The organism is Mucilaginibacter phenanthrenivorans (assembly GCF_024721155.1).
GTDB classification, from domain to species: domain Bacteria; phylum Bacteroidota; class Bacteroidia; order Sphingobacteriales; family Sphingobacteriaceae; genus Mucilaginibacter; species Mucilaginibacter phenanthrenivorans.
Window position 1 is genome coordinate 95,817 of record NZ_JAHVAP010000006.1, and the last position, 26,089, is coordinate 121,905.

The window sequence follows — 26,089 nt, forward strand, 5'->3', positions numbered from 1 at the left end:
TAGCACGCGGATTGGCCACTGCGCACGTCGCACTTCGAGTGCCTCAGTGTGACACCCCACCCCAAGCTGAATATAACTTGTCATGGGTAGGAACGAAGCAATCGCAAACTCTACAGAGCGGTTAGAACGGTGTAGAACTTGTAAGACGTAAATGCAAAGTTCGCGATTGCCGCGCTGTCGCTCGCAATGACAAAATGGGGTTACCTTTCAGCTTTAACCTCCCGCACTCACGCTTTCTCCTTAGCCCGCTCCAATACCTCTACATAATAATTTTCATATATCGGCAGAATGTTGGCCAGGTCGAACACTTTGGCGCGGGCAAGGGCGTTTTCCTTGAACGTTGCCAATCTTTCTTCGTCCTCCAAAATATAGATCGATTTTTCTGCCATGCCCTCAATGTCGCCCGGATCCTTTAAAAACCCGGTTTCGCCGTCAACATTAAGTTCAGGCAAACCGCCGGCGTTTGAACTGATGACCGGCACCTTACAGGCCATAGCCTCCAAAGCTGCCAAACCAAAACTCTCAGATTCAGATGGCATCAGGAACAAGTCGGATACGGAAAGGATCTCTTCCACGGCATCCTGCTTGCCTAAAAAGCGAACATCATTCCAAACACCAAGATCGCGGCACAATTGTTCGCAGTATGAGCGTTCAACACCATCACCTACCATCAACAGTTTCGACGGGATGTGTTTTACGATATTGGCGAAGATCTTTACCACATCGGCAGTGCGTTTTACCTTGCGAAAGTTGGAAGTATGAACGATGATCTTTTCGCCAAAAGGCGCGATTGCCTTCTTAAAATGATCCCGGGTTTTCAGGTTAAACCTTTTCAGGTCGATAAAATTAGGGATTACCTTTATATCATTTTCAATCTCGAAAAACTTATAGGTATCTGACCTTAAATGTTCCGAAACTGCAGTAACGCCGTCGGATTTATTGATGGAGAAGGTAACCACCGGTTTAAATGTACGGTCCTTGCCAACCAGCGTAATATCGGTACCATGCAGTGTGGTAACTACCGGGATATAAATACCGTAGGTCATCAGGATTTGCTTTGCCATAAACGCCGCCGAAGCATGGGGAATGGCGTAATGTACATGCAGGATATCGAGCTTTTCGAACCTAACCACATCAACCAGCCTGCTTGCAAGCGCCAGCTCATAGGGCGGAAAATCAAAAAGCGGGTAATTGGATACGGAAACTTCGTGATAAAAAAGATTTTCGGAGAAAAGATCCAGCCTTGCAGGCTGGTTATAGGTTACAAAATGCACCTGGTGACCGCGATCGGCCAGGGCCTTACCCAATTCGGTGGCAACAACGCCGCTCCCACCAAACGTTGGGTAACAAACTATTCCAATTTTCATTGATGCTGTTTAAGTGATGCTGAACTTGGTGTAAGCCAAAAATACATTTTTAGCCAACCTAATTCACTACTACAAGTTTAACAGCAATTTATGGGAATAGTGTTATGCGGATGTAAAATGATTGATGGGAATTTCGGAATTTTGTCTGAATCAGAATTTACAGAATTTTAAAATTGCAAGATGCTGCATTGCATTCTGTTAATTCACTAATTCTGTAAATTCTGATTCAGACACTACATACCCTTCTGTATCGCCTGGTAAACCACATCCTGGATCCTTGGCCTGATGTTCAGGCTGGATAATTTACTGCCAACATTGGGATGCACCCTGTTTGACAGGAAGATATAAACCAGGTTAGATTTCGGATCAACCCAAACGCATGTGCCGGTAAAACCGGTATGCCCGTAGGTTTGATCGGATGCCAGTTTTGAAGGATAATTATGATCGCGCAAAGGGTCCCACCTGTCGAAACCTAATCCACGGCGACTCACGGCAGATTGTTTAGCCGTAAACAGATCTACAGTTGCGGGTTTAATATACAATGCACCGCCATAGGTCCCGCGGTTCAGCATCATTTGGTAAAGGATCGCCAGGTCATTTGCACTGGCGAATAAACCGGCGTGACCGGCAACACCGCCCATCAATGCCGCGGTAGGATCGTGTACATAACCATCCAGCAAGGCATGGCGGTCTTTTTTATCATCTTCAGTTGGTGGGATCTGCTCCGGCTTAAAGCGATAAAGCGGTAAAAATCCGGCGGTTTGCATCCCTAAAGGCTCATAAAACTCCTGCTGAACAAAAAGGTTTAACGGTGTTGCCGTAAGCGTTTCCTCAATTTGCTGCATAAAGCACATACTCAGGTCGCTGTAAACGTATTGCCCGCGCGTCCTTAATGGCGAGTTCAACATCTCAGTCCACATCACATCCTTGAAATAGTCTTTCCGCAAATAATAATTCTCGTTTACCTTAGTTGGGAACGCGGCTGAAGAATCCGTGGTGTGGTCTGTTGGCCTGATCTTTTCAAATGTTGGGATATCGGGGATCAACCCGGCCTGGTGTTCCAAAACTTCCCGAACCTTAATATCGTTCTTATTGGTTTTGCGCGCCATCGGGAGGTAGTTACCCACGGTTGAGTCGATATTTAATTTACCCTGGTCAACCAGCATCATGGCTTCCATAGTGGTTGCCGAGATCTTGGTCATGGAGGCAATATCAAAAATGTCAGTTATTTTATCGGGGATTGTTTTGCTGTAGGTGTGGTATCCATAAGCTTTATTAAATATCACCTTACCGTCCTTTGCCACCAATACAACGCAACCCGGCGTAGCCTGCTCCATCATGGCTTCGTTAGCAATATTATCAATCCCGGCAAGGTTAGCAGCACTAATACCCGCAGCCTCTGGCACAGTATATTGTAAGCGGGTTTTTGCAGTAATAAAACCCATGCCCGTTCGATATTGAGCCGAAATCTCCTTTTTAATTTTCTGTGTAATGGCAACACCTCCGAATACAGCCTGTGCACTATAAAATGCAGAAACCGGCGAAACCCGTTCGCACCAGATCACGGGCACAGCTGTGTTACTCAGCTTTGCCAGTGATACCCCACTGCCAAACAAAGCCACCACCACATTTTTTACCTTTTGATTAGTATTGATAAAGTCGAGGATAAGCGGGTTATTCAGGTCGCCATCATTAAGCTGGATGATCAGGGTATTATAGAATTTAAGATCAGACGACAGGTCATCCAAACTCTTCGCGCCGGAATAATCACTTCCCTTATAAACAGCAACCTTAGCATACTTATTCAGCAAACTATCAAACCCGGTTGCATAGGTATTGGTAAAATGCACACTGGCAATCCTAAGCTCATCCAGGTTTTGCAATGGCACTAAATACGATGCATCGTTAAGCAGCACGGTTGATTGCTCAGACAGCTTTTCTTCTGCAACATATGATAAGCCAGAAAATGGGGGATTTTGTGCGCAGGCTGAATTAAATAGTATAAATCCTGTTAAAATTATTGAAGGTAGCAAACGCCACTTATTTCTTTGCATAGACCTGTTCTCCGTTTACAATCGTTTTTAAAACCTTAATGTTTGGCAGTACCGATCCCTTTGCCTTCATGATGTCATCATCAAGGATCACAAAATCAGCAAACTTGCCCGGCTCAATGCTGCCTTTTTCCTTTTCCTCAAAATTTGCTTTGGCTGCCCAAATGGTCATGCCCTGCAATGCTTCCTTACGGCTAAGCGCGTTTTCCATTTGGAAACCTTTTTCGGGGAATCCTTTTAAATCCTTGCGTTCAACAGCGGCATAAAACGTATACATTGGGTTGATGTTCTCCACCGGAAAATCGGTACCAAGTGGTATCCAGCCGTTTTGATCAAGCAGGTTTTTATAGGCATAGGCTGTTTTTAAACGCGCCTTACCCAGCCTTGCCCCGGCCCAATACATATCTGATGTGGCATGAGTTGGCTGTACAGATGGCACAATGTTATAGTCGCCAAAGTATTTAACATCCTCTGGCGATACGATCTGCGAATGTTCAATGCGCCAGCGGCGGTCGTTCTTACCTTTCAGCGCAGCCGCATAAATCTTTAACATCACCCGGTTTGCAGAGTCGCCTATGGCGTGGGTACACATCTGGAAGCCGTGGTCGTATATTTTTTTTGCAACTTCTGCAAAATGGGCCTGCTGGCTCAGTAAAAATCCGCGCCAGTCTTTTTTATCATCATATGGCTGCAACAGGCATGCCCCTCTTGAACCGAGCGCGCCATCAGCATAAACCTTAAACGCACGCACATCAAGCGAAGGCGTTTTATAAGCGCCACGTTTAAACAAGTATTCGTAGTTTTCCGGCTGATCAGACAGCATTACATACATCCTCATTTTCAGATCGCCTTTATGCTGCATTTGGGCAATGGTATTCACCATGGTATAAGGCAGGCCACAGTCGTCAACTGTTGTTAAGCCAACCGCGAAGCAGTTTTTCTGTGCATCTAAAAAAGCAGCCCGCGTTATTGTATCCGTCGGCGGCGGGATCTTGCGGGTGATTATGCCCTGCGCATTATCTATCATCAGCCCGGTGAGCTTACCGTTTATAGTTTCGATGGTGCCGCCAATTATGGTTTGGCCCGGTTTAACGCCGGCAATATTCAGTGCCGCCTGGTTAACCATAATGGCATGACCGTCAATTCGGCTAAGTATCACGGGGCGGGCAGGGAAAAGGGAATCCAGCTTGGCCTTGTTTGGGAACTCCTTTACCTTCCATTTATTCTGATCCCAGCCGCGGCCAACAATCCAGCCCTCAGGGTTCTTCCGTGAAAAGGATAATACAGAGTCCACCACTTCCTGCCAGCTCTGCGTTTTTTCGAGAGCGGCTTCCTGCAGACCAAGTCCGTATTCATAAAAATGTGCATGGGCATCGATAAAACCGGGATAAACGGTTTTACCGCCGGCATCTATTACCTGTTTGGCATTATATTTTTCCTGTAAAGAATCGGCGCGACCAACAGCAACGATCTTCCCGGCAACAACAACAAAAGCTTCGGCTGTATCAAATTTACTGTCGACAGTGTACACTAGTGCGTTCTTTACCAGCAGGTCGGCGTTGTATTCCTTTTGTTTGCATGCCATGGTAAACAGCAACAGAACGGGCCATAATCTCTTCATAGGGATACGTTAATTAATAAAAGTTGTAAACTACAAAACTATATACAAATTCAAATACATAAAGTTATGCGGGGAAATAATTAATTTGGGGATTGAATGGAATATCGCGCGTTGAGTGGACTCACCCGGTCGACGCTACGCTGGACCTCCCTCTCTTCGCTTGCGCGGAAAGAGGGAAGAGAAGTATTTATATTTTTTTCTTTACCTCTTTGCCGCTTGCGGCAGAGAGGTCGACGAGCGAAGCAATGTCGGGTGAGTCAACTCTGCGCCTTGCATATACATACATTAATCACGCTGCAACAACAAACTTATGCCATCAAATAATTAATTTAGCGGCGGAATTGATCCGCTACCTGGCGGAGGAGGGAATTTTTAGAAAATGTCAGATATCATACAGCTTTTACCGGATTCAGTTGCCAACCAGATAGCCGCAGGCGAGGTGGTACAAAGGCCGGCATCGGCGGTAAAGGAACTTATAGAGAATTCGATAGACGCGGGGGCCGATAAGATCCAGCTGATAGTAAAGGACGCGGGAAAATCGTTAATTCAAATTATTGATAACGGCTGCGGCATGAGCGTTACCGATGCACGCATGTGCTTTGAGCGCCACGCAACATCCAAGATTCGCAAGGCCGAGGATTTGTTTGCCATCCGCACCATGGGTTTCCGTGGCGAGGCCATGGCATCCATAGCCGCTATTGCCCAGGTAGAGTTAAAAACGCGCCGGCATGAGGATGAACTGGGTACTTGTATTAACATAGAGGGATCAGAAGTGATCAGCCAGGAGGCCTGCTCGGCTAACCCCGGTACTTCCATCTCCATAAAAAACCTGTTTTACAACACGCCCGCCCGCCGTAACTTTTTAAAAAGCAACCCGGTGGAAATGCGGTACATAATAGATGAGCTGCAACGCATTGCTTTGGCACACCCGGATGTATTTTTCACGCTGCACCATAACGGGCAGGAAGTTTACCATCTGCCGGCAACTACGCTAAAGCAGCGCATCATCCATTTGTTCGGCAATAATTATAACGAGCGGCTGGTGCCTGTTGAAGAGGATACGAACGTGGTTAAGCTGCAGGGCTTTGTGGGTAAGCCGGAGTTTGCCCGTAAAACCCGCGGTGAGCAGTTCTTTTTTGTGAACAGTCGCTTTATAAAGGATGCCTATTTAAACCACGCAGTGCTGATGGCCTTTAAGGAGCTGTTGCCCGAGGATACGTTCCCGCTGTATGTTTTATTTATAGAGATAGACCCGGCAAAGATCGATATCAACGTTCATCCCACAAAAACAGAAATAAAATACCAGGATGAGCAAACCATCTACGCCATTATCCGGTCGGCGGTAAAGCGTTCTTTGGGTAGATATAATATTACCCCAAGTTTGGATTTCGATCAGGAGAACAGCATCGAACATTTGGTTACGTTGAAACCACTGGAAGAGATAGTTCCCCCTACCATAACTTTCAACCCCGATTTTAACCCGTTTAATACCGGTGGTGGCAATTCTTATCGCGAAGAGCCGTCTTTAAGAAGCAATGGCGATTATCGCAGCTCACCCACCCCGAAAAACTGGGATACTTTGTACGAGATCAGCAAAAAGGAAACCAACGTACAACACGAGGTTTACGAGGAGATCAGCATTATTGCCGACGAGCAGGAAATTAACAAACCTAGTGAACGGCAGTTGTTCCAGCTGCAGAACCGATTCATCCTATCGCCCATAAAATCGGGCTTTATGCTGATAAACCAGCAGGCGGCACACGAAAGAATCCTGTACGAGCGTTTCTTACAGCAGCTGCAAAATCATTCGGGTGTAAGCCAGCAAAGCCTGTTCCCGGAATCGGTTACATTAAATAGCAGCGATTTTGAACTGTTAAAGGAACTTTTACCCGATATTCGTGCGCTGGGATTTGACATCCGCGAGTTTGGTAAAAACACGGTAGTGGTTGAGGGCATTCCGGCCGATCTGAACAATGCCTCGGAACACGAGATATTGGAACAGCTGCTGGAAGGCTTTAAAAACAACCAGTCGGTGCTGAAACTCGACAAGCGGGACAGCCTTGCACGAAGTTTAGCACGTAACGCTGCAACGAAGGCAGGCGTAAAGATGTCATTAGAAGAAATGAATTTGTTGATCGACCAGCTTTTTGCCTGCCAGATGCCAAATCTTGCATTAAACGGTAAGCTGGTAATTACTACATTTACGCTGAACGAACTTTTAGAACGATTTGAAAAATAGCCACAAGGCATAATTTATACTATGAGCGCATACAGGCAATCACCATTCGCTAATTTAACACCGGTTGTAAAAAACCTGCTGATCATTAATGTCATATTTTTTCTTGCTTACTTACTGTTTGACCATCAATCGCCCAAGGGGCCTGTCACCCAGATCTTTGGCGAATTTTATTTTGACTCCCCGGGTTTTAGGCCGTGGCAATTTATCAGCTATATGTTTATGCACGGCGGCTTTGAACATATCTTATTTAATATGTTCGCCCTGTTTTCATTTGGTCCTATTTTAGAATATTCCATCGGCCCCAAAAAATTCCTGAACTTTTACTTTATCTGCGGTATAGGTGCCGGTTTGCTTCAAATGTTTGTTCAGGCTATTGAGGTGCATAATATTGTCGGGGCATTTACTATTACTGCCGCCGATAAGCAACTGCTTAGCCAGCTTCGCGTTCCCGAAGCGCTGCAAGTTGACCAGGCAGAAAAGCTCTATGGAATCTATTTTGCGCCACTTGTGGGAGCTTCCGGGGCAATATTCGGGATATTGGTTGCTTTTGGCATGCTTTATCCCAACATGGAATTGATGATGCTTTTTATTCCGGTCCCGATAAAGGCCAAATACCTGGTATCGTGTTATGTATTACTCGAAATTTATTTAGGCTTTAGACAGACCACAGGCGATTCTGTTGCCCACTTTGCACACATTGGCGGGGCTTTACTTGGTTTTATATTGATAAAAGCCTGGAAACTGCATAGGATTCAGTGATTTTTTATTCAAAATAGAGCGACTTCTGTTTATAAATTGTAAAATAGAAAATACGCTACAACTTTTTTTCAAATTGTTAGTTATCAGCTAATAAAGGACACAAACTTATGAGTACGCTCTGGCAAAACTTACAATATAAAATGCTGCGATCAGGTAATAAACTGAACCTGCTTATCGGGATCAATGTTATTGTCTACTTGCTGGTTAACATTACGTCCGTTTTAGAAACCTTATTATTCCGCAGTCATATTATTGACAATTTCAGTAACGAATATTTATTGTTGACTGCCAATTTGCACCTTTTACCGGTAAGATTCTGGACACCTGTTACCTACATGTTTATGCATGCGGGAGTGTTGCATATCCTTTTTAACATGCTGATGCTGTATTGGTTTGGGCAAATCTTTGAAGAGTATTTGAGTAATAAACGCACAATAGGGCTGTATTTTATGGGGGGCCTGGCAGGCGCTTTATTATATATTTTATGTTACAATACGCTGCCATTCTTCACACAGGATAACGCAGCTGCCACCAGCACATTGGTTGGCGCGTCGGCCTCTGTAATGGCTATAATTGTAGCTACCGCCACCTTGCTGCCCAACTATGAAATATCCATCATACTAATAGGCCCGGTTAAATTAAAATGGCTGGTTACCTTTTTTCTTGTTCTTGACTTTCTGGGAACCATCGGCCCCAATGCCGGCGGCGAAATTGCCCACCTGGGTGGTGCGCTGATGGGCTTCGTATACATTAAACAATTGCAAAAAGGCCACGACTGGATTGCAGGCATTGCAAACATCTTCAAGTCAAAATCGAAATTAAAGGTGGTTTCAAAAAATTCTTTCGGAAAATCGGATGGAAAGCCGCGGCAGGAAGAAATAGACCTTATATTAGATAAAATTTCGCAATCGGGATATGATAGCCTGAATAAACAGGAAAAAGAAATATTATTCCGGGCAAGCAGTAATGAAGGTTAAAAGCAAACTCTCGTTTTTTGATAAAATAATCTTCTGGTTAAACGCTCTGCTGTGTTTGGCCCTCCTCATCAGTTATCTTGCCCCTATTGTCGATCCCAAAAAAGCCTGGGTCTTTGCCTTTTTCGGTCTTGCTTATCCGCTTTTATTAATTGGCAGCATTGCTTTTATGCTTTACTGGATGCTGAGGAGAAAATGGCATTTTTTACTCTCCCTGGTTTGCATTATTGTAGGATGGAATGTACTGCGTAACAGTTTTGCACTGCATATGCAATCGTCGGGCTCATACGGACCAAACGCGATGGTAACGCATATGATGACCTATAATGTGCATAATTTTAAGCGTTACGGCTCCAATAACGATATCTCTACAAAACAGGAGATCCTGCAACTGATAGCCGAACACCGGCCCGACATTATTGGCTTCCAGGAATTTTACACCCGTAAAACCGGGCAGTATGATATGCGCGACTCCATCCTGAAAATAATGGGTACCAACTGGTATTATTTTGAACCGGTAATAGCTAACACCCAGGAGGCCATTGGGCCTGCCATCTTTTCAAGATTTCCGATTGTAGCCCATGGTATTGTTCCTTTCAGCAATAAATTAGGCGAAAACTCCTGTTTATATATCGACATTAAAAAGGGCGACAAGCAATTCAGGGTCTACAGCGTACACCTGCAATCTATCCGCTTCGATCCGGACGATTATAAATACCTAAACAGCATTTCCAAACAAGGCAAGGGCGATGGTTCCTCTGTAAAGCGGGTGGGCAGTAAATTAAAAACTGCATTCATCAAACGCAGCGACCAGGTGGTTAAAATAAAGGAACACGCGGCACAATGCCCATATCCCTATATCATCTCGGGCGATTTTAACGACACACCATCCTCATACGCTGTTAATCAAATGTCGAAGGGGTTAAAAAATGCCTTTCGCGAAGACGGCACAGGCTTTGGCCGCACCTATAACGGCGATTTCCCCAATTACCAGATAGATTATATCATGGCAAGCCCCCAGTTCGAGATCCAAAATTATTTGATCATCCAGAAAAAATTATCGGATCATTACCCGGTAATGAGTGATTTGATTTTGAAATAGTTTATTGGTTGATTAGTTCACTCGTTCATTAGTAGAAAGTTCGCCTATCTTTTATCTGCTAATTTACCAATGCACTAATGAACGACTGAACAAATGAACCTTTACCCTTTCCGCTCCTCGTTAATCGCTCTTAAAAATTCATTGGGGTGTTGCGAGCCAACGATATAAACAAGCCCGTCGCGGTCGGTTAAGTAGATGGCATCCTTGCCGGCGCAGTAGAAGCGGATAGTACCCTTTTGGTGGAGGTTATAAACCGGGTTGTTAAACAAATACCGGCTGTATTCCTTTTTTTCGATCTTAACAATGCTGTTCAAGTCAATTTTTACCAGGCGGGTTGTCCAAAGGCCGTCGAGCAAAATGCTTTTATTTTCGATGCGGGTACGGAAATGGAGCAGGTACCCCATAATGATGGAGATGATGATGATAGCAAAACCAACAACTATCAGCAGGTTGCCGTTCCGTTCGCGCTCATCCGTAAAAAAATAAGCTGCAAAACAAAACATAGCCAGCACCAGGCGAATGGTAATGGGAATAAATTCCCTGCCGAGGTACTGTTTTTCAATAAAAGCCGGTTTATCGCTCATTATAGTTTATACAATTCGAATATAGTTACTTTTTTGGTGTTATCGGTAACTTTGTAACGATCATCCGGCCGGTAGCCCCCAATCCATACCACGTCGCCGTTTCCGTTAATCACCAGGGGGATTGCTTCCTTTTGATGCAAAGATACCTTTTCGCCGATAAAAAAGTCGCTCACCTTTTTCCTTCCCCTCATTCCCAGCGGAAAAAAATAATCGCCCTGCTGCCAGCCGCGCAAGGTTAACGGATATATAAGCAATGCAGTATCTACAGATACCGCCATTGGGTTATTTTTTACGATAAGGGGGCTATCGTCATGTAAAATATTCATCTTATAGTTGGTGTAGTTTACCTCCCTGTCGTTGATATTTATTTGCGTTTCCTCCAACGGTTTAGTGTTATTCACCGTGATTATCAATTTCCCCCTGTCAAGGATCAGCCTAAAACCCGCAGTCTCGAAGGTCCTGCCGGAATGCTTATTCAACGAGGCAATTATATCATCCACAATGGTTTCATTTACACCATAAGGCTGTAGTAAGTTAAACAACAGCAACCTTTGTGGTTGCAGCGCCTTTATATCGCCCAATGGTATATGGGCTTCGCTTCCCTTATCGACAATTATTTTTTCCTTTAATTCAGCAACTTTGGCTGCTAATAGCTCTTCCAACTCCCTGAAACGCTGCAGGTTATTTTCAAAGGTTTTTTCCAGCCCAGGGTTTAGTTCTTTCAATTTGGGGATGACTTCCAGCCTGATCTTGTTACGGGCGTACTTTGCTGATGCGTTTGAACTATCCTCGCGGTAAGCAATCTCTAATTCATTTATGGCATTTTGAATTTCATCCCGACCTAAAAATAGCATGGGCCTTACCAGCAGTCCGTTTTTCGGCAAAATACCATGCAGCCCTGCAATTCCTGTACCGCGTGTAAGGTTTAACAATATTGTTTCAATTGCATCGTTTTGGTGGTGAGCTAGCGCAATAACCGAATAACCAGCCTGTTGCCTTACCTGTTCAAACCACTGGTAACGCAGGGTACGGGCGGCCATTTGAGTTGAAACCTTATCGTCAGCAGCGTGTTTTAATGTATCAAAGCTAATGTGATGAAAGGGCACTTCAAATTGCCCGGCTAGCTGGCGGCAAAATTGTTCGTCGCCGGTTGATTCATCGCCGCGGAGTTGAAAATTACAATGTGCAATGCCAAAGTTAAAGCCTGCTGATTTGAGTAAATGAACCATAACCACAGAATCCATACCCCCGCTTACCGCAGCGAGCACTTTATCCTGCTGGCTAAACAAGCTATTTTGAGCAATAAAATCAATGAAATTTTTAACCGGCAGCATCCATCAAAATTATTAATTTAAAACCCCAACAAAAAACTAATTTTGCCAGCGTGAGGAAATACGTCTTATCTGCCTTTTTATTACTAATTACTACTGCAGCTTTTTGCCAGAAAAAAACTGTGGTGAACCTTATTAAATCTAAGGAAAGCTTTGGCAGTAAAGTGAACGGCAAGGACCTGATAAAGGTTTACCAGGGCACGTTCAGGCAGGATTTCTCTACGCTGACTTCCGACAGCGCCTACTTCTACCCGCAGGACAAGTTGGTTGATGCATTCGGCCACGTGATCATTAACCAGGGTGATACGCTGAACATCTATTCCGACAAGCTGCATTACGACGGCAACACCAAAGTCGCCATCCTTACGGATAATGTGCGCATGGTTGACAAGGACGCCACACTTACCACAAACTATTTAACCTACAATACGGCAACAAAGATCGGCACCTATACCGATGGCGGCAAGCTGGTAAATAAGGACAACACACTATTAAGTAAGAATGGTTACTATTTTGCCGGTTCGCACGATTCATATTTTCGCTATAATGTGTCACTTACCACACCCGACGCGCTGGTAATAACCGATACCATGCGGTATAATACGCATACCAAGATCTCCTATTTTTACGGGCCAACCCATATTTACGGCACAAAAAAGGAAAAGGGTAAAAAGGACAACGACACACTTTACACCGAAAACGGAACCTACAATACCACAACGGAGCAGGCGGCATTCGGCAAAAACAACCTGTACACAGCCGGAACAAAATCACTAAAGGGTGACAGTTTATTTTATGACAAGATTAAGGGATATGGCCGGGCCGTTAAACATGTGACATTTACCGACAAGGAGCAAAAAACGACCATAAAGGGTGGCCTGGGCACCTATTTTAAAGCCGAGGAGCATACCATAATGACCGTGGATCCCTATATAATTATAGTGACGGAGAAAAAGGATACCACAAATGCCGACTCGCTGGCAAAAGTTGATTCCGTCAAAAAGGCCGACTCATTGGCAAAGGTTAAACCGGCAAAGGGGCAGCCTGTAATCAATATGCAAAAATTGATAAAGCAAACCATTCCCGGCAAAACCGATACGGTATTAAACACACGTAAATACAATCCCGATCTGCTAAAAAAAGCGGGCAATGTGAATGTTGATTCGGTGTTAAAAAAACTACCAGTAGACACGGGAACCATCCATAAAAAAATAGATTCCCTAATAAAAAAGCCACCTGTTGGGTTAAAAAACACTAACCTGAAGGCAGTTCAGGAAAAAATAATTCCGGGAATTGTAAAAATTAAAACGCCTCAAAAAACAGGGAGCAGCCCGTTAATGAGAGGACAACCACATCCACTGCAACCTAAAGTGGTTAAGGATACCAGCCATATAAAGCGCGACTCGGTTTATATGTCGGCCGATACGATAGAAACGCAGATCCTCATGTATAAGGACCTGAAGATCTACCAGGAAAAGCAACGGCTGGCGCATATCAGGGATACTTCGTCGAAGCCGAAAAAGGTAGAAAAGCCGTCGAAGTTTTTAACCGGCATCCAGGCAGGTATTAAAAAGGATACTTCTTTTTATCACCGTGAGTTTTTTGGCAAGCCTAAACCGGCACCTAAAAAACCGGTAAAGCTGCCGAGCAAAAAACAGCTTGCTGCTGATAGTGTGCGAAAGGTTAAATTCGATGACTCAGTAGCAACGGCTAAGAAACTGGAGCCCCTTGATACCGCGCGGATAAGAATTGTGATAGCGCACCATAATTTTAAGCTGTTTAAATCGGATTTGCAGGCTAAGGGCGATTCGATGTTTTACAGCAATAGTGATTCAACCATACGCTGTTATGTTAACCCTATCATCTGGACACAGGGCTCACAACTATCCGGCGATACCATTTACCTGCAGATGAAGCATAAAAAAATGGATAACATGACCATGTTTCCGCACGCCTTCATCGTAAACCTGGAGAAGGATGACTCCGTGCATTTTAACCAGATTGGCGGCAAGAAAATGCGGGGCTATTTTAAGGATGATAAACTGCACCGGATGTTTATTGACGGCAATGCCGAAAGTATTTACTTTGCCCGCGATAGCGGAACAACAAAGGTGAGCGGTATGGAGCGGTCCCTGAGTACCAGCATTCGCGTGGATTTCAAAAACAACGAGGCTACCAACGTAGGCTTTTACCTTAAACCCGAGCATAAGTACACGCCGATAGCCAAGGTTACTGAGGACGATAAAATATTAAAGGGCTTTATATGGAAGCCCAAGGAACGACCAATCTCCAAGGAATCAATTATCCCATCCTACACCCGGAAGGCCCAGGCTAAGGCTGCAAAGGAAAAGGCTAAGACAGATGCCAAAAAACCGCCCGGCGCTAAGACGGCGAAGGACAGTACCGGTACAGGTCCGCCAAAACCAGTTGGCTTAAAAACGGCGAAGGATAGCTCAGGTACTGCTCCTGCAAAATTGCCTGGGGTAAAAGCGGCTAAGGACAGTGTGACCAACTCCCCTGCAAAACTACCCGCTGTTAAGGCAGCTAAGGATACGGCTACTAAGGTTGACCCGACTAAATTACCTGCGGTGCCCGGTAAAACAGCAAAGGATAGCACAGCCAACAAACCGGGAGTAATAAAAAAGCCTGCAGAACAGTAAGGTTAACTGACTTTCTTATGAATTAGATCCTGTTTTAAACCGATCAGGTAAAAAACTATTTGCTCAAAAACGCCACCAGCTTTTCTACCGCTATTGCCCGGTGGCTTATCCTGTTCTTTTCATCCAAACTCATTTCAGCAAATGTTATGTTGTATCCATCAGGCTGAAAAATGGGATCGTAGCCGAAACCTTTGCTGCCTGATCGTTCGTGCCGGATTGTTCCCTCAACTGTTCCATCAAAAAAATGCTCCTCCCCATTCCAAATCAGCGAGATCACCGTTCTAAAACGAGCCTTGCGATTGGTCTCATTTTTTAGACCGGCAAGTACTTTATTTATATTGGCTTCGTGATTGCCGTGTTCGCCGGCATATCGCGCGGAGTAAACGCCTGGCTCGCTGTTAAGGGCGTCAATTTCAAGGCCGCTATCGTCGCCAAAACAATCCAGCTTAAACTTATCATGTATGTAATGGCTTTTGATTGAAGCATTTTCCCGGAACGTTACCCCTGTTTCAGCAATGTCATCAAAACAACCAATATCATCCAGACTTAATAATTGGATCTGCCCTTTAATTTTAGCGGCAACTTCTTCCAGCTTATGGGCGTTATTTGTGGCAAAAACTAACTTGTGCATACTTACAGTTGCTTCATTTGTTCCCAAAACGCCTTTTTGTTCTCCACGCTGTCCATCATCTCGTCAAAGCTAAAGGTGAACAAAGCCGGGTAGTTACTTATTTGCGTCAGCTTATTTAATTCGATGGAAATGCCTATAGGCAAACTATTTTTTCCCATTATCAGCAACTTCTCCGGCTTAAAGAATGCGGTCAAACCCTCCAATTCAGCATCTTGTTTCGCTTTGTTAAAAATCGCCACATCGTCCCTGTTAAAGCCTAAACGGCTAAGGGTGCTTTCAAGGGCAGTAAGATGTTTATCATGCATAAAATCATGCTCCTGGTAATGAACTATAACCAGGAAATTCCTCTTATTGCCCCCTAAATAATTAAAGCTTACAGGCTGTGGTTTTGTCATTGACTCAACAACAGTCGCGATATACGCCGGTTCAGGTTCAGCAACAATTGTTACAGGCTCAGACACTGTGACTGCAACTTCAGGCGGGGCAACCGTGGCTACCTGTTCAGACACCGCGTGTTCCTTATAAAATTCTTTATCCTTATTCAGCAGGTAAATTTCGTCCTGCATAATAAAACTATACGCTATCGGGTTTTCTATGTTCACTCGGCTTCAAATTAATGTACCCCTGATAGGGAGTATTTAACAAATTTTAACCAAAAGTAAGTAAACAGTTTGAAGCATTATCGGCATATTCGCACAATTATCAACAGTTACAACTAATTAAAGGGTTGTAATTCATAAATTTTACCGAAATTCGAAAGTTTTTAAGCCCGGCATAACCGGCACAGTAATTAGCATAAGGTACATGAGAAAGTTTGGGATAGCCATTTTTAGTTTTATTTTATTTATAACCGCCGTACAGGCGCAACCAAAACATACGCTTGATAAAATTGCAGGCGTTGTAGGCAGCAGCATTATTCTTCAATCAGATATTGAATTAAAATATGCAACCAATATTGCCCAGGGTATGCAACCAAACCCTGCATTTAAATGCCTGATTTTGCAGCAATTGCTTACGCAAAAGCTGCTGGCACAGCAAGCAATCATCGATAGCGTTGAAGTTAAGGATGATGAAGTTGATGCTGACGTTGATCGCAGGATGCGCACCATGATCCAGAGAGCTGGCGGCCAGGATCGACTGGAGCAATATTTAGGCAGAACAGTCCTTCAATATAAGGATGAAGTTCGCCCGGATATTAAGGAGGGTCTTATTGCTCAAAAGATGCAGCAAAAAATTACCACCAACGTAAACACTACACCGCAAGACGTTGAAAAGTTTTATAAGAAGATCCCTGTTGACAGTTTACCAACCTTTAACAAAGAGGTTGAAGTAGGTGAAATAGTATTTTACCCGAAACTTACGCTTGCTGAAAAAGAAGCGTATAAAGCCAAAGCCGAAGAGCTTCGGAAAAGGGTAATAGGAGGTGAAGATTTTGGTAAGCTTGCACGCCTTTACAGCCAGGACCCTGGCTCGGCGCCAAACGGTGGTGATTTAGGCTTTGCCGATCGTACAGCATATGTAAAAGAGTTTACTGCGATGGCATTTAAGCTTAAGGCGGGCGACATTTCTCCGGTTTTTGAATCGACGGAAACAGGCTTTCACTTTTTACAAGTGATCGAACGCCGCGGTGAACAGGTACACGTGCGTCACATCCTGATCATCCCGGTTGTTACCCAGGAAAGCCTAACCAGGGCCAAAACAATGGCTGATAGTATTTATACTTTATTAGGAAAGAACAAAACGATTGATTTTTCATCCGCAGCTGCCTACTACTCTGATAATAAGGACACCAAATTTAACGGCGGTATGCTTTTAAATGCCGAGAGCGTTGAAACCCGTTCAACTTTTATTCCTACCGATAAGCTTGATCCGCAGGTTGCTCTTGTAACCGACACTATGAAGGTTGGAAGCATTTCGAAGCCATTTTTATTTACCGGACCAGATGGTAAGCAAGGTTATAAAATTTTATATCTAAAATCAACCAGCAACGCACATAAGGCAAATTTAGCACAGGATTACCCGAAAATAAAAGAGTTTGCTAATAACGAAAAGGTAGGCCGCACAGTTAGCGAATGGTTTGAAAAGAAACGTAAGGAAACCTTTATTCGCATCGATCCGGAATACCAGGGTTGCCCGGTATTGAAAGGCTGGAGTACACCTACCCCTGCAATTGTTGATGTTACACCAGCTGAATCAACAACAAAACCTTAACTAATATATGCAACACCGCTCAGAAGTGGAGGCTGCTGACGCTTTAAGGCAGGCTTATCAGGAAATATCTGCTGAAATTGGGAAGGTAATTATCGGCCAGCAGGAAGTGCTTAAATCTGTGCTCATTTCTATTTTTAGTAATGGGCACTGTTTGTTGGTTGGTGTACCCGGCCTGGCAAAGACCTTGCTGGTACAAACCGTAGCACAGGTGTTGGATCTCGATTTCAAACGCATCCAGTTTACGCCCGATTTAATGCCCTCAGACATTATCGGTTCTGAGATATTAGGTGAAGACCGCAATTTTAAGTTTATCCCCGGCCCTGTATTTGCAAACATTATTCTTGCCGACGAGATTAACCGCACCCCGCCAAAAACCCAGGCAGCCCTCTTAGAGGCAATGCAGGAAAAGGCGGTTACCGCAGCGGGGGTCACACACAAGCTTTCGCAGCCGTTCTTTGTGCTGGCTACACAGAACCCTATTGAGCAGGAAGGCACCTACCCCCTGCCTGAAGCACAGCTCGACAGGTTTATGTTTAACGTGGCGCTTGATTACCCTACATTTAAGGAGGAACTACAGGTAGTAAGGAACACCACCAGTACAGATGTTAAAACGGTAAACAAGTTATTGAACGCCGAGCAGATTATCTATTTTCAGCAATTGGTTCGCAATATTCCGGTGGCCGATAACGTGCTGGAATATGCTGTGAAACTTGTAGCTAAAACCCGCCCGAATGGTGAATTTACATCTCCACAAATAAAGCGATTACTAAATTGGGGCGCAGGCCCCCGTGCATCGCAGTTTTTGATCTTAGGCGCTAAATGTCATGCAGTGATCAGCGGTAAATACTCGCCGGATATTGAGGACGTACAGGCTATTGCAAAACCGATCCTAAGGCACCGCATAGTTCGCAGCTACCATGCCGAAGCAGAGGGGCTATCGGCTGATGATATTATTGAACAGTTATTTTAGAGAAGTCTGTAGTCCTTAGTCAAAAGCAATTAGCGTTTTAATTAAGACTCGGGACTTAAGACTTAAAACTCAGGACTTCTTCCCCACAACCATTTCTTCCAGTGCATCAATCCATGTTGGGGAATCGTTCAGGCTTTCAACCAATTGCACGTGTTCACCACCGAGAGCTTTAAATTCGTCGCCGTATTCTACCGTAACTTCATAAACAGTTTCCAGGCAATCGGCAACAAAGGCGGGGCAAAACACCAAAAGGCGCTTCTTGCCTTCTTTAGCCAATTGGGCGACCACCTGGCTGGTATAAGGCTGAACCCAGGGGTCGCTGCCTAACCTCGATTGAAAGCAAATTGTATATTTTTCCTTTGGCAGATCAAGTTTTTCGGCAATCAGTTTAGCCGTATGGTATGATTGTGCTGAATAGCAATATTTATTAACATCGTTAAACGTTTGGCAGCAATCTGCCGATTTTAGGCAGTAATTACCGGTATGGTCACATTTTATCAGTTGACGCTGTGGCAGACCATGAAAGCTGAACAGGATATGATCGTACGTTTCGGGATTGTATTTTCTTCCATTATCGGAGAAAGCCTTGATCATCAAATCGTTATCATGAAACGAGTTCACAAATGATATGGACGGGATGGTTTGCCATTTACGCACCAGGTCCATCACCTTATCATAAACCGAACCGGTACTTGCCGAAGCATATTGCGGGAACAAGGCTATAACCTGGATACTCTCCACGAGCGAAGCCTTAAGCCGTCCCAGCGCCGCCTCGATAGACGGGCTTTGATAACGCATGGCCAGTTCCACCTGGTATTGATCGCCTAAACGCTGTTGGAGTGCCTGGTGCTGTAGTTTGCTGTAATGCATCAACGGAGAGCCGGTTTCCTTGTCCCATATGTACTTATACAGTTTACCCGACTTCGGTGCCCTGAACGGCGCTATAATCCCTTTTACGAGCAAGGCACGTGAAATAGGATTGATGTCAATAACCCTCGGGTCCATTAAAAACTCATCGAGGTACTTGCGTACGTCCTTAGTTTCAGGACTATCGGGCGTACCCAAATTAACCAGTAAAATTCCTTTTTTAGCCATGATTTTGCGGAGCAAAAATAGAGATTAGCGATCAGAGATCAGCGATTAGTTGAAAATAGAGTTAATGGTTGTAAACATTGAACCGGGCGGCTGTTACGCTGCCAATTAATAGGCCTCCAAAGCCGCCTTCACCTCCTGCATCAGCCACATTGGAGTGGATGTTGCACCGGCTATGCCTATGGTATCGCCCGGAGAAAACATACTGCTTTGCAGCTCACTCACCGACGACACAAAATAGGTATTGGGATTATGCTTGCGGCACACCTCGAACAATACCTTTCCGTTAGATGATTTTTGGCCTGATACGAAAACGATCTTATCAAACCTGGTTGCGAATTTAGGCAGGTCCTTATCGCGGTTTGATACCTGGCGGCAAATGGTATCGTTGGCCTTCAGGTTATATCCGCGTTGCAAAAGCTGGTCCTTCACGTTGTAGAACTTTTCCATGCTTTTGGTGGTCTGGCTGTAGAGGGTGATATTTTCCGGCAGTTCCACACCATCCAACTCCGCAAGATCCTGGAAAACAAGCGCCTCATTGTTGGTTTGTCCCTGCAGGCCCACCACCTCAGCATGACCATGCTTGCCGAAGATCAGGATCTTCTCATTGGCATCGAATGACGTTTTGATGCGGTTCTGCAGCTTCAGCACCACGGGGCACGATGCATCTATCAGCGTAATGTTATTTTCCAAAGCGGTGCGGTAGGTATCCGGCGCTTCACCATGGGCGCGGATCAACACCTTTTCGTTACTCAGGTTTACCAGTTCGGCGTGATCAATAATGCGCAGGCCTTTGGCCTTCAGGCGCTCCACCTCCTCGTCGTTGTGTACGATATCGCCGAGGCAATACAGGTAACCGTCCTCCGCCAGGATCTCCTCCGCCATATCAATGGCATAAACCACCCCGAAACAAAAACCCGAATCCTGGTCAATAGTAACTTTTAACTGGTAATCTCCCATGGTGCCACAAAATTAACGAAAATGTTTGTTATTGGATAGTAAGTTTTTGAGCTGAAAAATTGTGTCGTTCCGCCATTTAGGTGTTCCATTTTTTCACATGGAACACCCGGAACGCTATGAAAACACACTGATTATCAGCGTTCCCAAAAAACAACCTTACAATTTTGATGATTAATCCTGTTATAAGTTTACACTTTATGTCACCCTAACAAGATATAGTTTACCCTGCAGACAGCATATTCGCAGGTTTTTTTATTCCAAAGCGTTCCATTTTTCCACATGGAACACCCGGAACGCTGTGAAACATGCTGATTATCAGCGTTCCCAAAACAGCTTTACAATTTTGATGATTAATCCGGTTATAAGTTTACACTTGTCAAAAGCGTACGCGTGCCCCGCGTTTAGGTAGCCAATAGGCTATGTTGTAAAATGCCAAAATGAGAGAATATACCGCTTGCCAAATAACCGGCAATGCGGTGTTTTTATTTAGATATCTTAGCTGATCCGGAGGTAAGTAAACGATGGGCATCATCCACATTGGTTGGCGGGTACAAATCATGGGCATTTTGGAATGGTCACGAGAACCCCGCCTCTAAAGGCCGCCTCGGCATTTTCGCGCAAAGTGGGGGGATAGAAGGCGCATTAACGACTGGCAACGAAGACCTAGTTATTAAAATTTAATTTTACAATATGTTTCTTCAAAATTTTAACTCCATAAATCAATTTTTTGATTTGAGAAATAACACAAAGCTAACAGACAATTCCAAAAGAAAAACGGTTGGTTGGTTTACGGATATTGACGGCTTAATTTCGGGTTTATTTGCTGACCACAACAAATTATTTTTGCAGTTAAACGACCTCAGATACGTTGTCGACGAACGTACTACCGCAAAAACCGAAATCTTAAATGTGAATGGGCAAAGAAAATTCTCTCTCTTTGACGAAACGTCACTAATTGCAAGTTTTAAGTACTCCGTTGAAATTGCATTTAACCATATACCACCTGTCGAATATCTCGATGACGACGAATTCGATTGGGGGCTTTTCTTATCAAACATCATAAATAACGCGTCTAGGAAGACTGAATTCATAAATAATAATTCATAGTCCAGCAGGACGCAAATTTGTGAACTTAAAGTTCAAATCAAAGACTTGATGCATTTAAGCGAATTGACGTTAGCGCCAAATGTGCAACGAAATAATAATACGAGAAAAGGATCTAGCTTTTAACGGGAGTAACAAGGGCGAATTCACAAATAGTGCGAGATACAGCGCAGGCATAAACCATGGGTAGTGTTTCAACCCTGTTGAACGCAGTCAATTAATTAACTAATAAGCACTCAAATTTTCTCTGGTTTTAAATAATACTCTTATATTCGACAATAAAATCAATATACAGGTTGGAATCCAGGGTTTGGATTTCCATTACCTGCCGGATTTACAAGCATAACCAAATTGATTGCAAGGCCGATTTAACCTAAACTTAAATGACACAAAACAAAATCAAGTTCAATTATTTTAATAGGCCATCGTTTTTTCTGGCATTATGCTATTCCATATCACCCGGCAATGCGGGCGGTTCTTTTTAAATCCTAAATAAAAAATAAATGATAAGGTCTTATTTAACCAAAGTAATAAATATCAACTTAAAACAATTGCCTATGGATAAACGGAAAGCATAACAGTACTTCTACAATCAATTTTTTACATAAACCAAAAAAAACAAAAATGAGAAAGAGAACTTTATTCCAAAAAAAGGCTGCCGTAGCTGCAGTTTGTTTTATGCTGATCTTTATTTCTGCCTGTAAAAAGGACGCTATGAAAGCTCCTGATGCCTCGCCAGACCTGTCAACAGCAAATAAGCTACATACCGACGCCATTGGCGTTAGCGGACCCAAAGCTGTTTGCTATGTTGAAGTAAATAATTACGACATCAGGGATGTAGGTAAATACAAATTATCAACCGGCCAGCAGCTCTTTGATATCGCTATAATATTTGCAGCCAATATCAATTATAACACAACCACACATACGGCTGTTCTTTATTACAACACCCAAACACAGGCTGTACTTACCGGGCACACTACCTATATCCAATCGCTGCAGGCTAAGGGGGTTAAAGTACTATTGTCCATCTTAGGAAACCACCAGGGCGCAGGGATCTGTAATTTCCCAACCCAGGCGGCGGCAACTGCATTTGCCCAGTTATTAAGCAATGCGGTTACCACTTACGGGCTCGACGGGATAGACTTTGATGATGAGTACGCAGATTACGGAACTAATGGAACCGGTCAGCCAAATTCAAGTTCATTTGTTTATTTGGTAACTGCGCTGCGCTCTCTGATGCCAACAAAAATCATTTCATTTTACGATTACGGGCCTGCAGCGTCACATTTATCTTTTAATGGCGTTACCGTAGGTTCAAAGGTAAACTATAGCTGGAATGCGATATACGGAACCTATTCTGTACCAAACGTACCGGGTTTAGCTAAAAGCAACTTAGGCCCTGCTGCTATTGATATTCAAAGCACCAGTGCTTCTACAGCGGCTTCTTTAGCTACGCAAACTGTAAATAACGCCTATGGTATTTACTTATGCTATAATTTATCCGACGCTGATACCCATACTTATTTAACCAGCGTATCCAATGCCCTTTATGGAACCAGTACCATTTACGCGCCATAAATAACAATAGTGCGGGCCTTTACAAGTTGTTCGCAGGTTAATTAATTTTGATAAAGAACAGGCTTAATGGTCTGTTCTTTATTGTTTTAAGCCGGTTAGCATTATTGTAATAATGCTTGATTTTCAATTCTTTTTCGTTACTTAGAGTTAAATATTGTGTATAAAGCAATATTTTTTGCCCGTAGCCCCTAACTAATAAAACCTTTTATCGCAAATAGTTAATTTCAAATCTCATTACCATGTTGCAGGGTCTTTATTTATACGAAATCATTTTGATGATCACCGGCGGGATTTTATTTCTTGCATTGGTTTTTGCATTGATCTGGAATGTTATTAAGGGTAAAAACATTGTTTCCTTGCTGCCGTTCTTTTTTCTGCCGATTGTGATGATCGGGTGGCCAGCCATAAAATCCGTTAGTTATGATAATGGAAAAATTGATATCGAAAAAACAGCGACTGAGCTGATTCAAAACCCTGCTGATACAGCTTTGCAGAAAAAATTGGAAAAATCGGTTGCCACCTTTGATACCACACGGGCAGCAAATGATCCTGTTGCACTCAATAATATTTCTCAAGCCTATTACGCTTTAGGAAAATATGATGATGCCAGTATTTATAACCAAAAGGCGTTGTCGCTAAACGCCGCTTTGCCGCAGGCGATCAATTTAAAAGCAGGGATAGAAAAGCAAGTGGCTGTAAAAAACAATTACGAGCAAAGTATCAGGCAACTGGATAACAGCATTGCCGCCGCTGATAGCGGTAAAGCTACTTTAACCCCCGCCGCTACACAAAAAATTGTGGGGATTTTGAAAACAATGAAACAGCCCGTTTATACCGATGAGAAATCAAGCCTGGTAGTTGCCAAAGCGCTTGCCCTGGTAAATAAAAAAGAACAATCAATGCAGGTGGTAAATAAGGCATTGGAGGCCAATCCGAAATCGCAGGAAAGCCTGCAGGTGAAAAAAAATATTGAAACCGGAAAGTACAAAACAGCAGCAACAGATTCCGCACAGATCAAAAGCCTTGATAGTAAGAAATTCAATTTCGTTATTAAGAAATCGGCAACTGTTAAACAATAAAATCAAACGCCTGTGATAACCATTTGGTAGTAATGCCGGCAGAGGCGTGATTGCCTATTTATGTTTATCACTGCGGTATAGAATATTGTTTTTGCGATAAACATTTGGGAGTACGAATTGTTATCTGGGTAACATTAAAACAACTACTCCCTATGAAAAATCCATTTGTAAAACAGGACAACACCGGACTGATCGCATTAGCTGTGGTTGCAGTAGTGGCTACCGGCGCGCTGGCTTATTTATATTTAACCGAGAGCGGCGGCGAAGTGCGAAAATCCATAAAACATAAGTTGAAGGATGAGGCAAAAGACCTTGCTTCGGGCGTCATCAGCAAGAAAACGGGCGTAAAAAAACGCAACGTGAAAAAGGCGGCGGACCTGGTGGTTAAATAGATCAGCATTCCGCGTTTTTTCAATAGCTTTGATGATCACCAGGTTGTGAAACAATGAAAAAACTTTTGTTCCTTTTTTTTGTAATTGCTGGCATCGGTCATAACGCCTGTGCCCAAAATGACCATAAATGGCATTATTTGTTCGACGGAAAATCCGTAAATGAACTGCGCGGCTACAAAATGGATACCTTTCCGGATGCATGGAAGGTAGAAAATGGCGCCCTGGTAGCTCAGCCCGACGTGCCAAACGTCGACCTGGTAAGCAAGGAAACTTATACAAATTTTGAACTTACATTAGAATGGGCGGTATCCAAAGCAGGCAATAGCGGTATTTTCTATAATGTGCAGGAAAATTCAAGTCATGAGTCGGGGAATGGCAACAGCCCAAACTGGCTTGATAATTTTGAGTTCCAGATCCTGGATGATATCGATTTTAACGACCATGAACCAAGGCGCTCCGCCGGTTCGTTGTATGACCTGATCGCCCCAACAAACAAACACCTTAAACCGGTTGGTGAATTCAACACCGCCCGCTTGCTGGTTAACCACGGGCATGTGGAACAATGGATCAATGGCGAAAAGGTAGTGGAGTACGAAATCAATTCGAAGGAACTGAATGAGCTTATCGCCAAAAGTAAATACCGTACCAACCCTAACTTCGCCAAATCAACCGGCGGGCACATCATGCTGCAGCACCACGGGCAAAAGGTGTGGTTAAGGAATATCCGGATTAAACGGTTGTAGGTGTAATTATATCCTCAAAATTCAACCGCGCCGCAGCTATCCCTAATGGTGCGGGATATGCGTATGCAGCGCCGACAAAAGGGTGAGGGCGTGCCCGCGTTTAGCAAGCCCAAATGCTATGTTACAAAATACCTTATCCGATTCGGGAGTAATATAGTCCATGGCATTTATATGATGGCAGGCTTCACCTCAAATGCCTCCCGCTTCCCTTATCTTCTCCCAAAAAAACCACAGTAACCAAACCCCATCCCTATATTAAAATACCATCCTGCTTATTAATATATATTATATCGACACAAACCATAAGTTCGTCGATAAAGAATAACCTGCTAAGGTTTTCAAAGGCACTTTTACATTAAGCTTTTAAGAAGGAAGATATGTGCTGCAGGCACTAACAGATCCCTTGTACTAAAAGTGAAATTAATTTATCTATTACAGCTTTTTAAAAAATAAAAATTATGGGCGGATTAGGAGCACCTGAATTGATCTTAATAATTATGGTGGTTATACTTTTATTCGGAGGGAAAAAACTACCGGAACTGATGGGGGGCCTTGGTCGTGGTATTAAGGAATTCAACAATGCCCAGGGCAAAACCAAAAGCGACGAAAAGGATAATTAGGAATTGATTTTAATAACA

The 26,089-nt window shown here is 43.7% G+C and carries 23 protein-coding genes; 14 read left to right on the plus strand and 9 right to left on the minus strand.

Annotated features, from left to right (window positions below):
- Positions 1-227: 227 nt before the first annotated feature.
- The 3 genes from bshA to KXD93_RS15860 all read right to left on the minus strand — a co-directional run bounded on the left by bshA (position 228) and on the right by KXD93_RS15860 (position 5,039).
- Entirely contained in the window at positions 228-1,367 is a 1,140-nt protein-coding gene (gene bshA / locus KXD93_RS15850) for an N-acetyl-alpha-D-glucosaminyl L-malate synthase BshA (protein WP_258138196.1), read from the minus strand.
- Positions 1,368-1,600: 233 nt separating this feature from the next.
- A complete protein-coding gene (locus KXD93_RS15855) occupies positions 1,601-3,421 on the minus strand; it encodes a serine hydrolase domain-containing protein (protein WP_258138197.1) in 1,821 nt (606 codons plus the stop codon).
- The gene (locus tag KXD93_RS15860) at positions 3,408-5,039 is read right to left on the minus strand and encodes an amidohydrolase (protein WP_258138198.1); all 1,632 of its coding nucleotides are present in this window, start codon (positions 5,037-5,039) and stop codon (positions 3,408-3,410) included. Before KXD93_RS15860 ends, KXD93_RS15855 begins: the two co-directional genes overlap by 14 nt.
- 379 nt (positions 5,040-5,418) lie before the next feature.
- Here KXD93_RS15860 and mutL point away from each other — a divergent pair, with 379 nt between their 5' ends.
- The 4 genes from mutL (at position 5,419) to KXD93_RS15880 (ending at position 10,113) form a co-directional block, all read left to right on the plus strand.
- Positions 5,419-7,278, plus strand: coding sequence for a DNA mismatch repair endonuclease MutL (gene mutL / locus KXD93_RS15865; protein ID WP_258138199.1), 1,860 nt, complete (start codon positions 5,419-5,421; stop codon positions 7,276-7,278).
- 21 nt (positions 7,279-7,299) lie between these two features.
- Positions 7,300-8,037 carry a rhomboid family intramembrane serine protease gene (locus KXD93_RS15870; protein WP_258138200.1) on the plus strand — a complete coding sequence of 246 codons (738 nt, stop codon included), beginning with the start codon at positions 7,300-7,302 and terminating at the stop codon, positions 8,035-8,037.
- A gap of 107 nt (positions 8,038-8,144) precedes the next feature.
- On the plus strand, positions 8,145-9,014 hold the full coding sequence (locus tag KXD93_RS15875) for a rhomboid family protein (protein ID WP_258138201.1): 870 nt from the start codon (positions 8,145-8,147) through the stop codon (positions 9,012-9,014).
- On the plus strand, positions 9,004-10,113 hold the full coding sequence (locus KXD93_RS15880) for an endonuclease/exonuclease/phosphatase family protein (protein WP_258138202.1): 1,110 nt from the start codon (positions 9,004-9,006) through the stop codon (positions 10,111-10,113). The genes KXD93_RS15875 and KXD93_RS15880 overlap by 11 nt, the downstream gene beginning before the upstream one ends.
- Positions 10,114-10,214: 101 nt before the next feature.
- Here KXD93_RS15880 and KXD93_RS15885 read toward each other — a convergent pair whose 3' ends face one another.
- Positions 10,215-10,697 (minus strand): hypothetical protein, encoded by a 483-nt coding sequence (locus tag KXD93_RS15885; RefSeq protein ID WP_258138203.1) that lies wholly within the window; start codon positions 10,695-10,697, stop codon positions 10,215-10,217.
- Positions 10,697-12,031, minus strand: coding sequence for a tRNA lysidine(34) synthetase TilS (gene tilS, locus KXD93_RS15890; RefSeq protein ID WP_258138204.1), 1,335 nt, complete (start codon positions 12,029-12,031; stop codon positions 10,697-10,699). The genes KXD93_RS15885 and tilS overlap by 1 nt, the downstream gene beginning before the upstream one ends.
- Before the next feature lie 50 nt (positions 12,032-12,081).
- On the opposite strand from tilS, the gene KXD93_RS15895 reads away from it, so the two are divergent.
- Entirely contained in the window at positions 12,082-14,688 is a 2,607-nt protein-coding gene (locus KXD93_RS15895) for an OstA-like protein (RefSeq protein WP_258138205.1), read from the plus strand.
- Positions 14,689-14,743: 55 nt separating this feature from the next.
- Here the strand turns inward: KXD93_RS15895 and KXD93_RS15900 are convergent, their stop codons facing one another.
- Complete coding sequence (locus tag KXD93_RS15900; protein ID WP_258138207.1) at positions 14,744-15,319, minus strand: non-canonical purine NTP diphosphatase; 576 nt, start codon at positions 15,317-15,319, stop codon at positions 14,744-14,746.
- A gap of 2 nt (positions 15,320-15,321) precedes the next feature.
- Positions 15,322-15,921 (minus strand): hypothetical protein, encoded by a 600-nt coding sequence (locus tag KXD93_RS15905; RefSeq protein ID WP_258138208.1) that lies wholly within the window; start codon positions 15,919-15,921, stop codon positions 15,322-15,324.
- Between the two features lie 202 nt (positions 15,922-16,123).
- Between KXD93_RS15905 and KXD93_RS15910 the strand changes: the two genes are divergently transcribed.
- Positions 16,124-17,530, plus strand: a complete 1,407-nt coding sequence (locus KXD93_RS15910) for a peptidylprolyl isomerase (protein ID WP_258138210.1) — start codon at positions 16,124-16,126, stop codon at positions 17,528-17,530.
- A gap of 7 nt (positions 17,531-17,537) precedes the next feature.
- Positions 17,538-18,500 (plus strand): AAA family ATPase, encoded by a 963-nt coding sequence (locus tag KXD93_RS15915; RefSeq protein ID WP_258138211.1) that lies wholly within the window; start codon positions 17,538-17,540, stop codon positions 18,498-18,500.
- A 69-nt stretch (positions 18,501-18,569) separates the two neighbouring features.
- Here the strand turns inward: KXD93_RS15915 and hemH are convergent, their stop codons facing one another.
- Together hemH and KXD93_RS15925 are read right to left on the minus strand one after the other, a co-directional pair.
- A complete protein-coding gene (gene hemH / locus KXD93_RS15920) occupies positions 18,570-19,595 on the minus strand; it encodes a ferrochelatase (RefSeq protein WP_258138213.1) in 1,026 nt (341 codons plus the stop codon).
- Between the two features lie 105 nt (positions 19,596-19,700).
- Positions 19,701-20,552 carry a 4-hydroxy-3-methylbut-2-enyl diphosphate reductase gene (locus KXD93_RS15925; RefSeq protein ID WP_258138215.1) on the minus strand — a complete coding sequence of 284 codons (852 nt, stop codon included), beginning with the start codon at positions 20,550-20,552 and terminating at the stop codon, positions 19,701-19,703.
- A 471-nt stretch (positions 20,553-21,023) separates the two neighbouring features.
- On the opposite strand from KXD93_RS15925, the gene KXD93_RS15930 reads away from it, so the two are divergent.
- The 7 genes from KXD93_RS15930 to tatA all read left to right on the plus strand — a co-directional run bounded on the left by KXD93_RS15930 (position 21,024) and on the right by tatA (position 26,071).
- Entirely contained in the window at positions 21,024-21,233 is a 210-nt protein-coding gene (locus KXD93_RS15930; protein ID WP_258138216.1) for a hypothetical protein, read from the plus strand.
- 51 nt (positions 21,234-21,284) lie between these two features.
- Positions 21,285-21,659, plus strand: coding sequence for a hypothetical protein (locus KXD93_RS15935; protein WP_258138218.1), 375 nt, complete (start codon positions 21,285-21,287; stop codon positions 21,657-21,659).
- Positions 21,660-22,280: 621 nt separating this feature from the next.
- The gene (locus KXD93_RS15940; protein WP_258138219.1) at positions 22,281-23,237 is read left to right on the plus strand and encodes an endo-beta-N-acetylglucosaminidase H; all 957 of its coding nucleotides are present in this window, start codon (positions 22,281-22,283) and stop codon (positions 23,235-23,237) included.
- Between the two features lie 239 nt (positions 23,238-23,476).
- Positions 23,477-24,316 (plus strand): tetratricopeptide repeat protein, encoded by an 840-nt coding sequence (locus KXD93_RS15945; RefSeq protein WP_258138220.1) that lies wholly within the window; start codon positions 23,477-23,479, stop codon positions 24,314-24,316.
- Between the two features lie 152 nt (positions 24,317-24,468).
- Complete coding sequence (locus KXD93_RS15950) at positions 24,469-24,708, plus strand: hypothetical protein (protein WP_258138221.1); 240 nt, start codon at positions 24,469-24,471, stop codon at positions 24,706-24,708.
- Between the two features lie 53 nt (positions 24,709-24,761).
- A complete protein-coding gene (locus KXD93_RS15955; protein ID WP_258138222.1) occupies positions 24,762-25,451 on the plus strand; it encodes a 3-keto-disaccharide hydrolase in 690 nt (229 codons plus the stop codon).
- A gap of 458 nt (positions 25,452-25,909) precedes the next feature.
- Positions 25,910-26,071, plus strand: coding sequence for a twin-arginine translocase TatA/TatE family subunit (tatA, locus tag KXD93_RS15960; RefSeq protein ID WP_258138223.1), 162 nt, complete (start codon positions 25,910-25,912; stop codon positions 26,069-26,071).
- The last annotated feature ends 18 nt before the right edge of the window (positions 26,072-26,089 follow it).

Coding starts and splice junctions, on each gene's coding strand:
- bshA (WP_258138196.1), bottom strand. CDS start 1,367: ATGAAAATTGGAATAGTTTGTTACCCAACGTTTGGTGGGAGCGGCGTT.
- KXD93_RS15855 (WP_258138197.1), bottom strand. CDS start 3,421: ATGCAAAGAAATAAGTGGCGTTTGCTACCTTCAATAATTTTAACAGGA.
- KXD93_RS15860 (WP_258138198.1), bottom strand. CDS start 5,039: ATGAAGAGATTATGGCCCGTTCTGTTGCTGTTTACCATGGCATGCAAA.
- mutL (WP_258138199.1), top strand. CDS start 5,419: ATGTCAGATATCATACAGCTTTTACCGGATTCAGTTGCCAACCAGATA.
- KXD93_RS15870 (WP_258138200.1), top strand. CDS start 7,300: ATGAGCGCATACAGGCAATCACCATTCGCTAATTTAACACCGGTTGTA.
- KXD93_RS15875 (WP_258138201.1), top strand. CDS start 8,145: ATGAGTACGCTCTGGCAAAACTTACAATATAAAATGCTGCGATCAGGT.
- KXD93_RS15880 (WP_258138202.1), top strand. CDS start 9,004: ATGAAGGTTAAAAGCAAACTCTCGTTTTTTGATAAAATAATCTTCTGG.
- KXD93_RS15885 (WP_258138203.1), bottom strand. CDS start 10,697: ATGAGCGATAAACCGGCTTTTATTGAAAAACAGTACCTCGGCAGGGAA.
- tilS (WP_258138204.1), bottom strand. CDS start 12,031: ATGCTGCCGGTTAAAAATTTCATTGATTTTATTGCTCAAAATAGCTTG.
- KXD93_RS15900 (WP_258138207.1), bottom strand. CDS start 15,319: ATGCACAAGTTAGTTTTTGCCACAAATAACGCCCATAAGCTGGAAGAA.
- KXD93_RS15910 (WP_258138210.1), top strand. CDS start 16,124: ATGAGAAAGTTTGGGATAGCCATTTTTAGTTTTATTTTATTTATAACC.
- KXD93_RS15915 (WP_258138211.1), top strand. CDS start 17,538: ATGCAACACCGCTCAGAAGTGGAGGCTGCTGACGCTTTAAGGCAGGCT.
- hemH (WP_258138213.1), bottom strand. CDS start 19,595: ATGGCTAAAAAAGGAATTTTACTGGTTAATTTGGGTACGCCCGATAGT.
- KXD93_RS15925 (WP_258138215.1), bottom strand. CDS start 20,552: ATGGGAGATTACCAGTTAAAAGTTACTATTGACCAGGATTCGGGTTTT.
- KXD93_RS15930 (WP_258138216.1), top strand. CDS start 21,024: ATGCGGTGTTTTTATTTAGATATCTTAGCTGATCCGGAGGTAAGTAAA.
- KXD93_RS15940 (WP_258138219.1), top strand. CDS start 22,281: ATGAGAAAGAGAACTTTATTCCAAAAAAAGGCTGCCGTAGCTGCAGTT.
- KXD93_RS15945 (WP_258138220.1), top strand. CDS start 23,477: ATGTTGCAGGGTCTTTATTTATACGAAATCATTTTGATGATCACCGGC.
- KXD93_RS15950 (WP_258138221.1), top strand. CDS start 24,469: ATGAAAAATCCATTTGTAAAACAGGACAACACCGGACTGATCGCATTA.
- KXD93_RS15955 (WP_258138222.1), top strand. CDS start 24,762: ATGAAAAAACTTTTGTTCCTTTTTTTTGTAATTGCTGGCATCGGTCAT.
- tatA (WP_258138223.1), top strand. CDS start 25,910: ATGGGCGGATTAGGAGCACCTGAATTGATCTTAATAATTATGGTGGTT.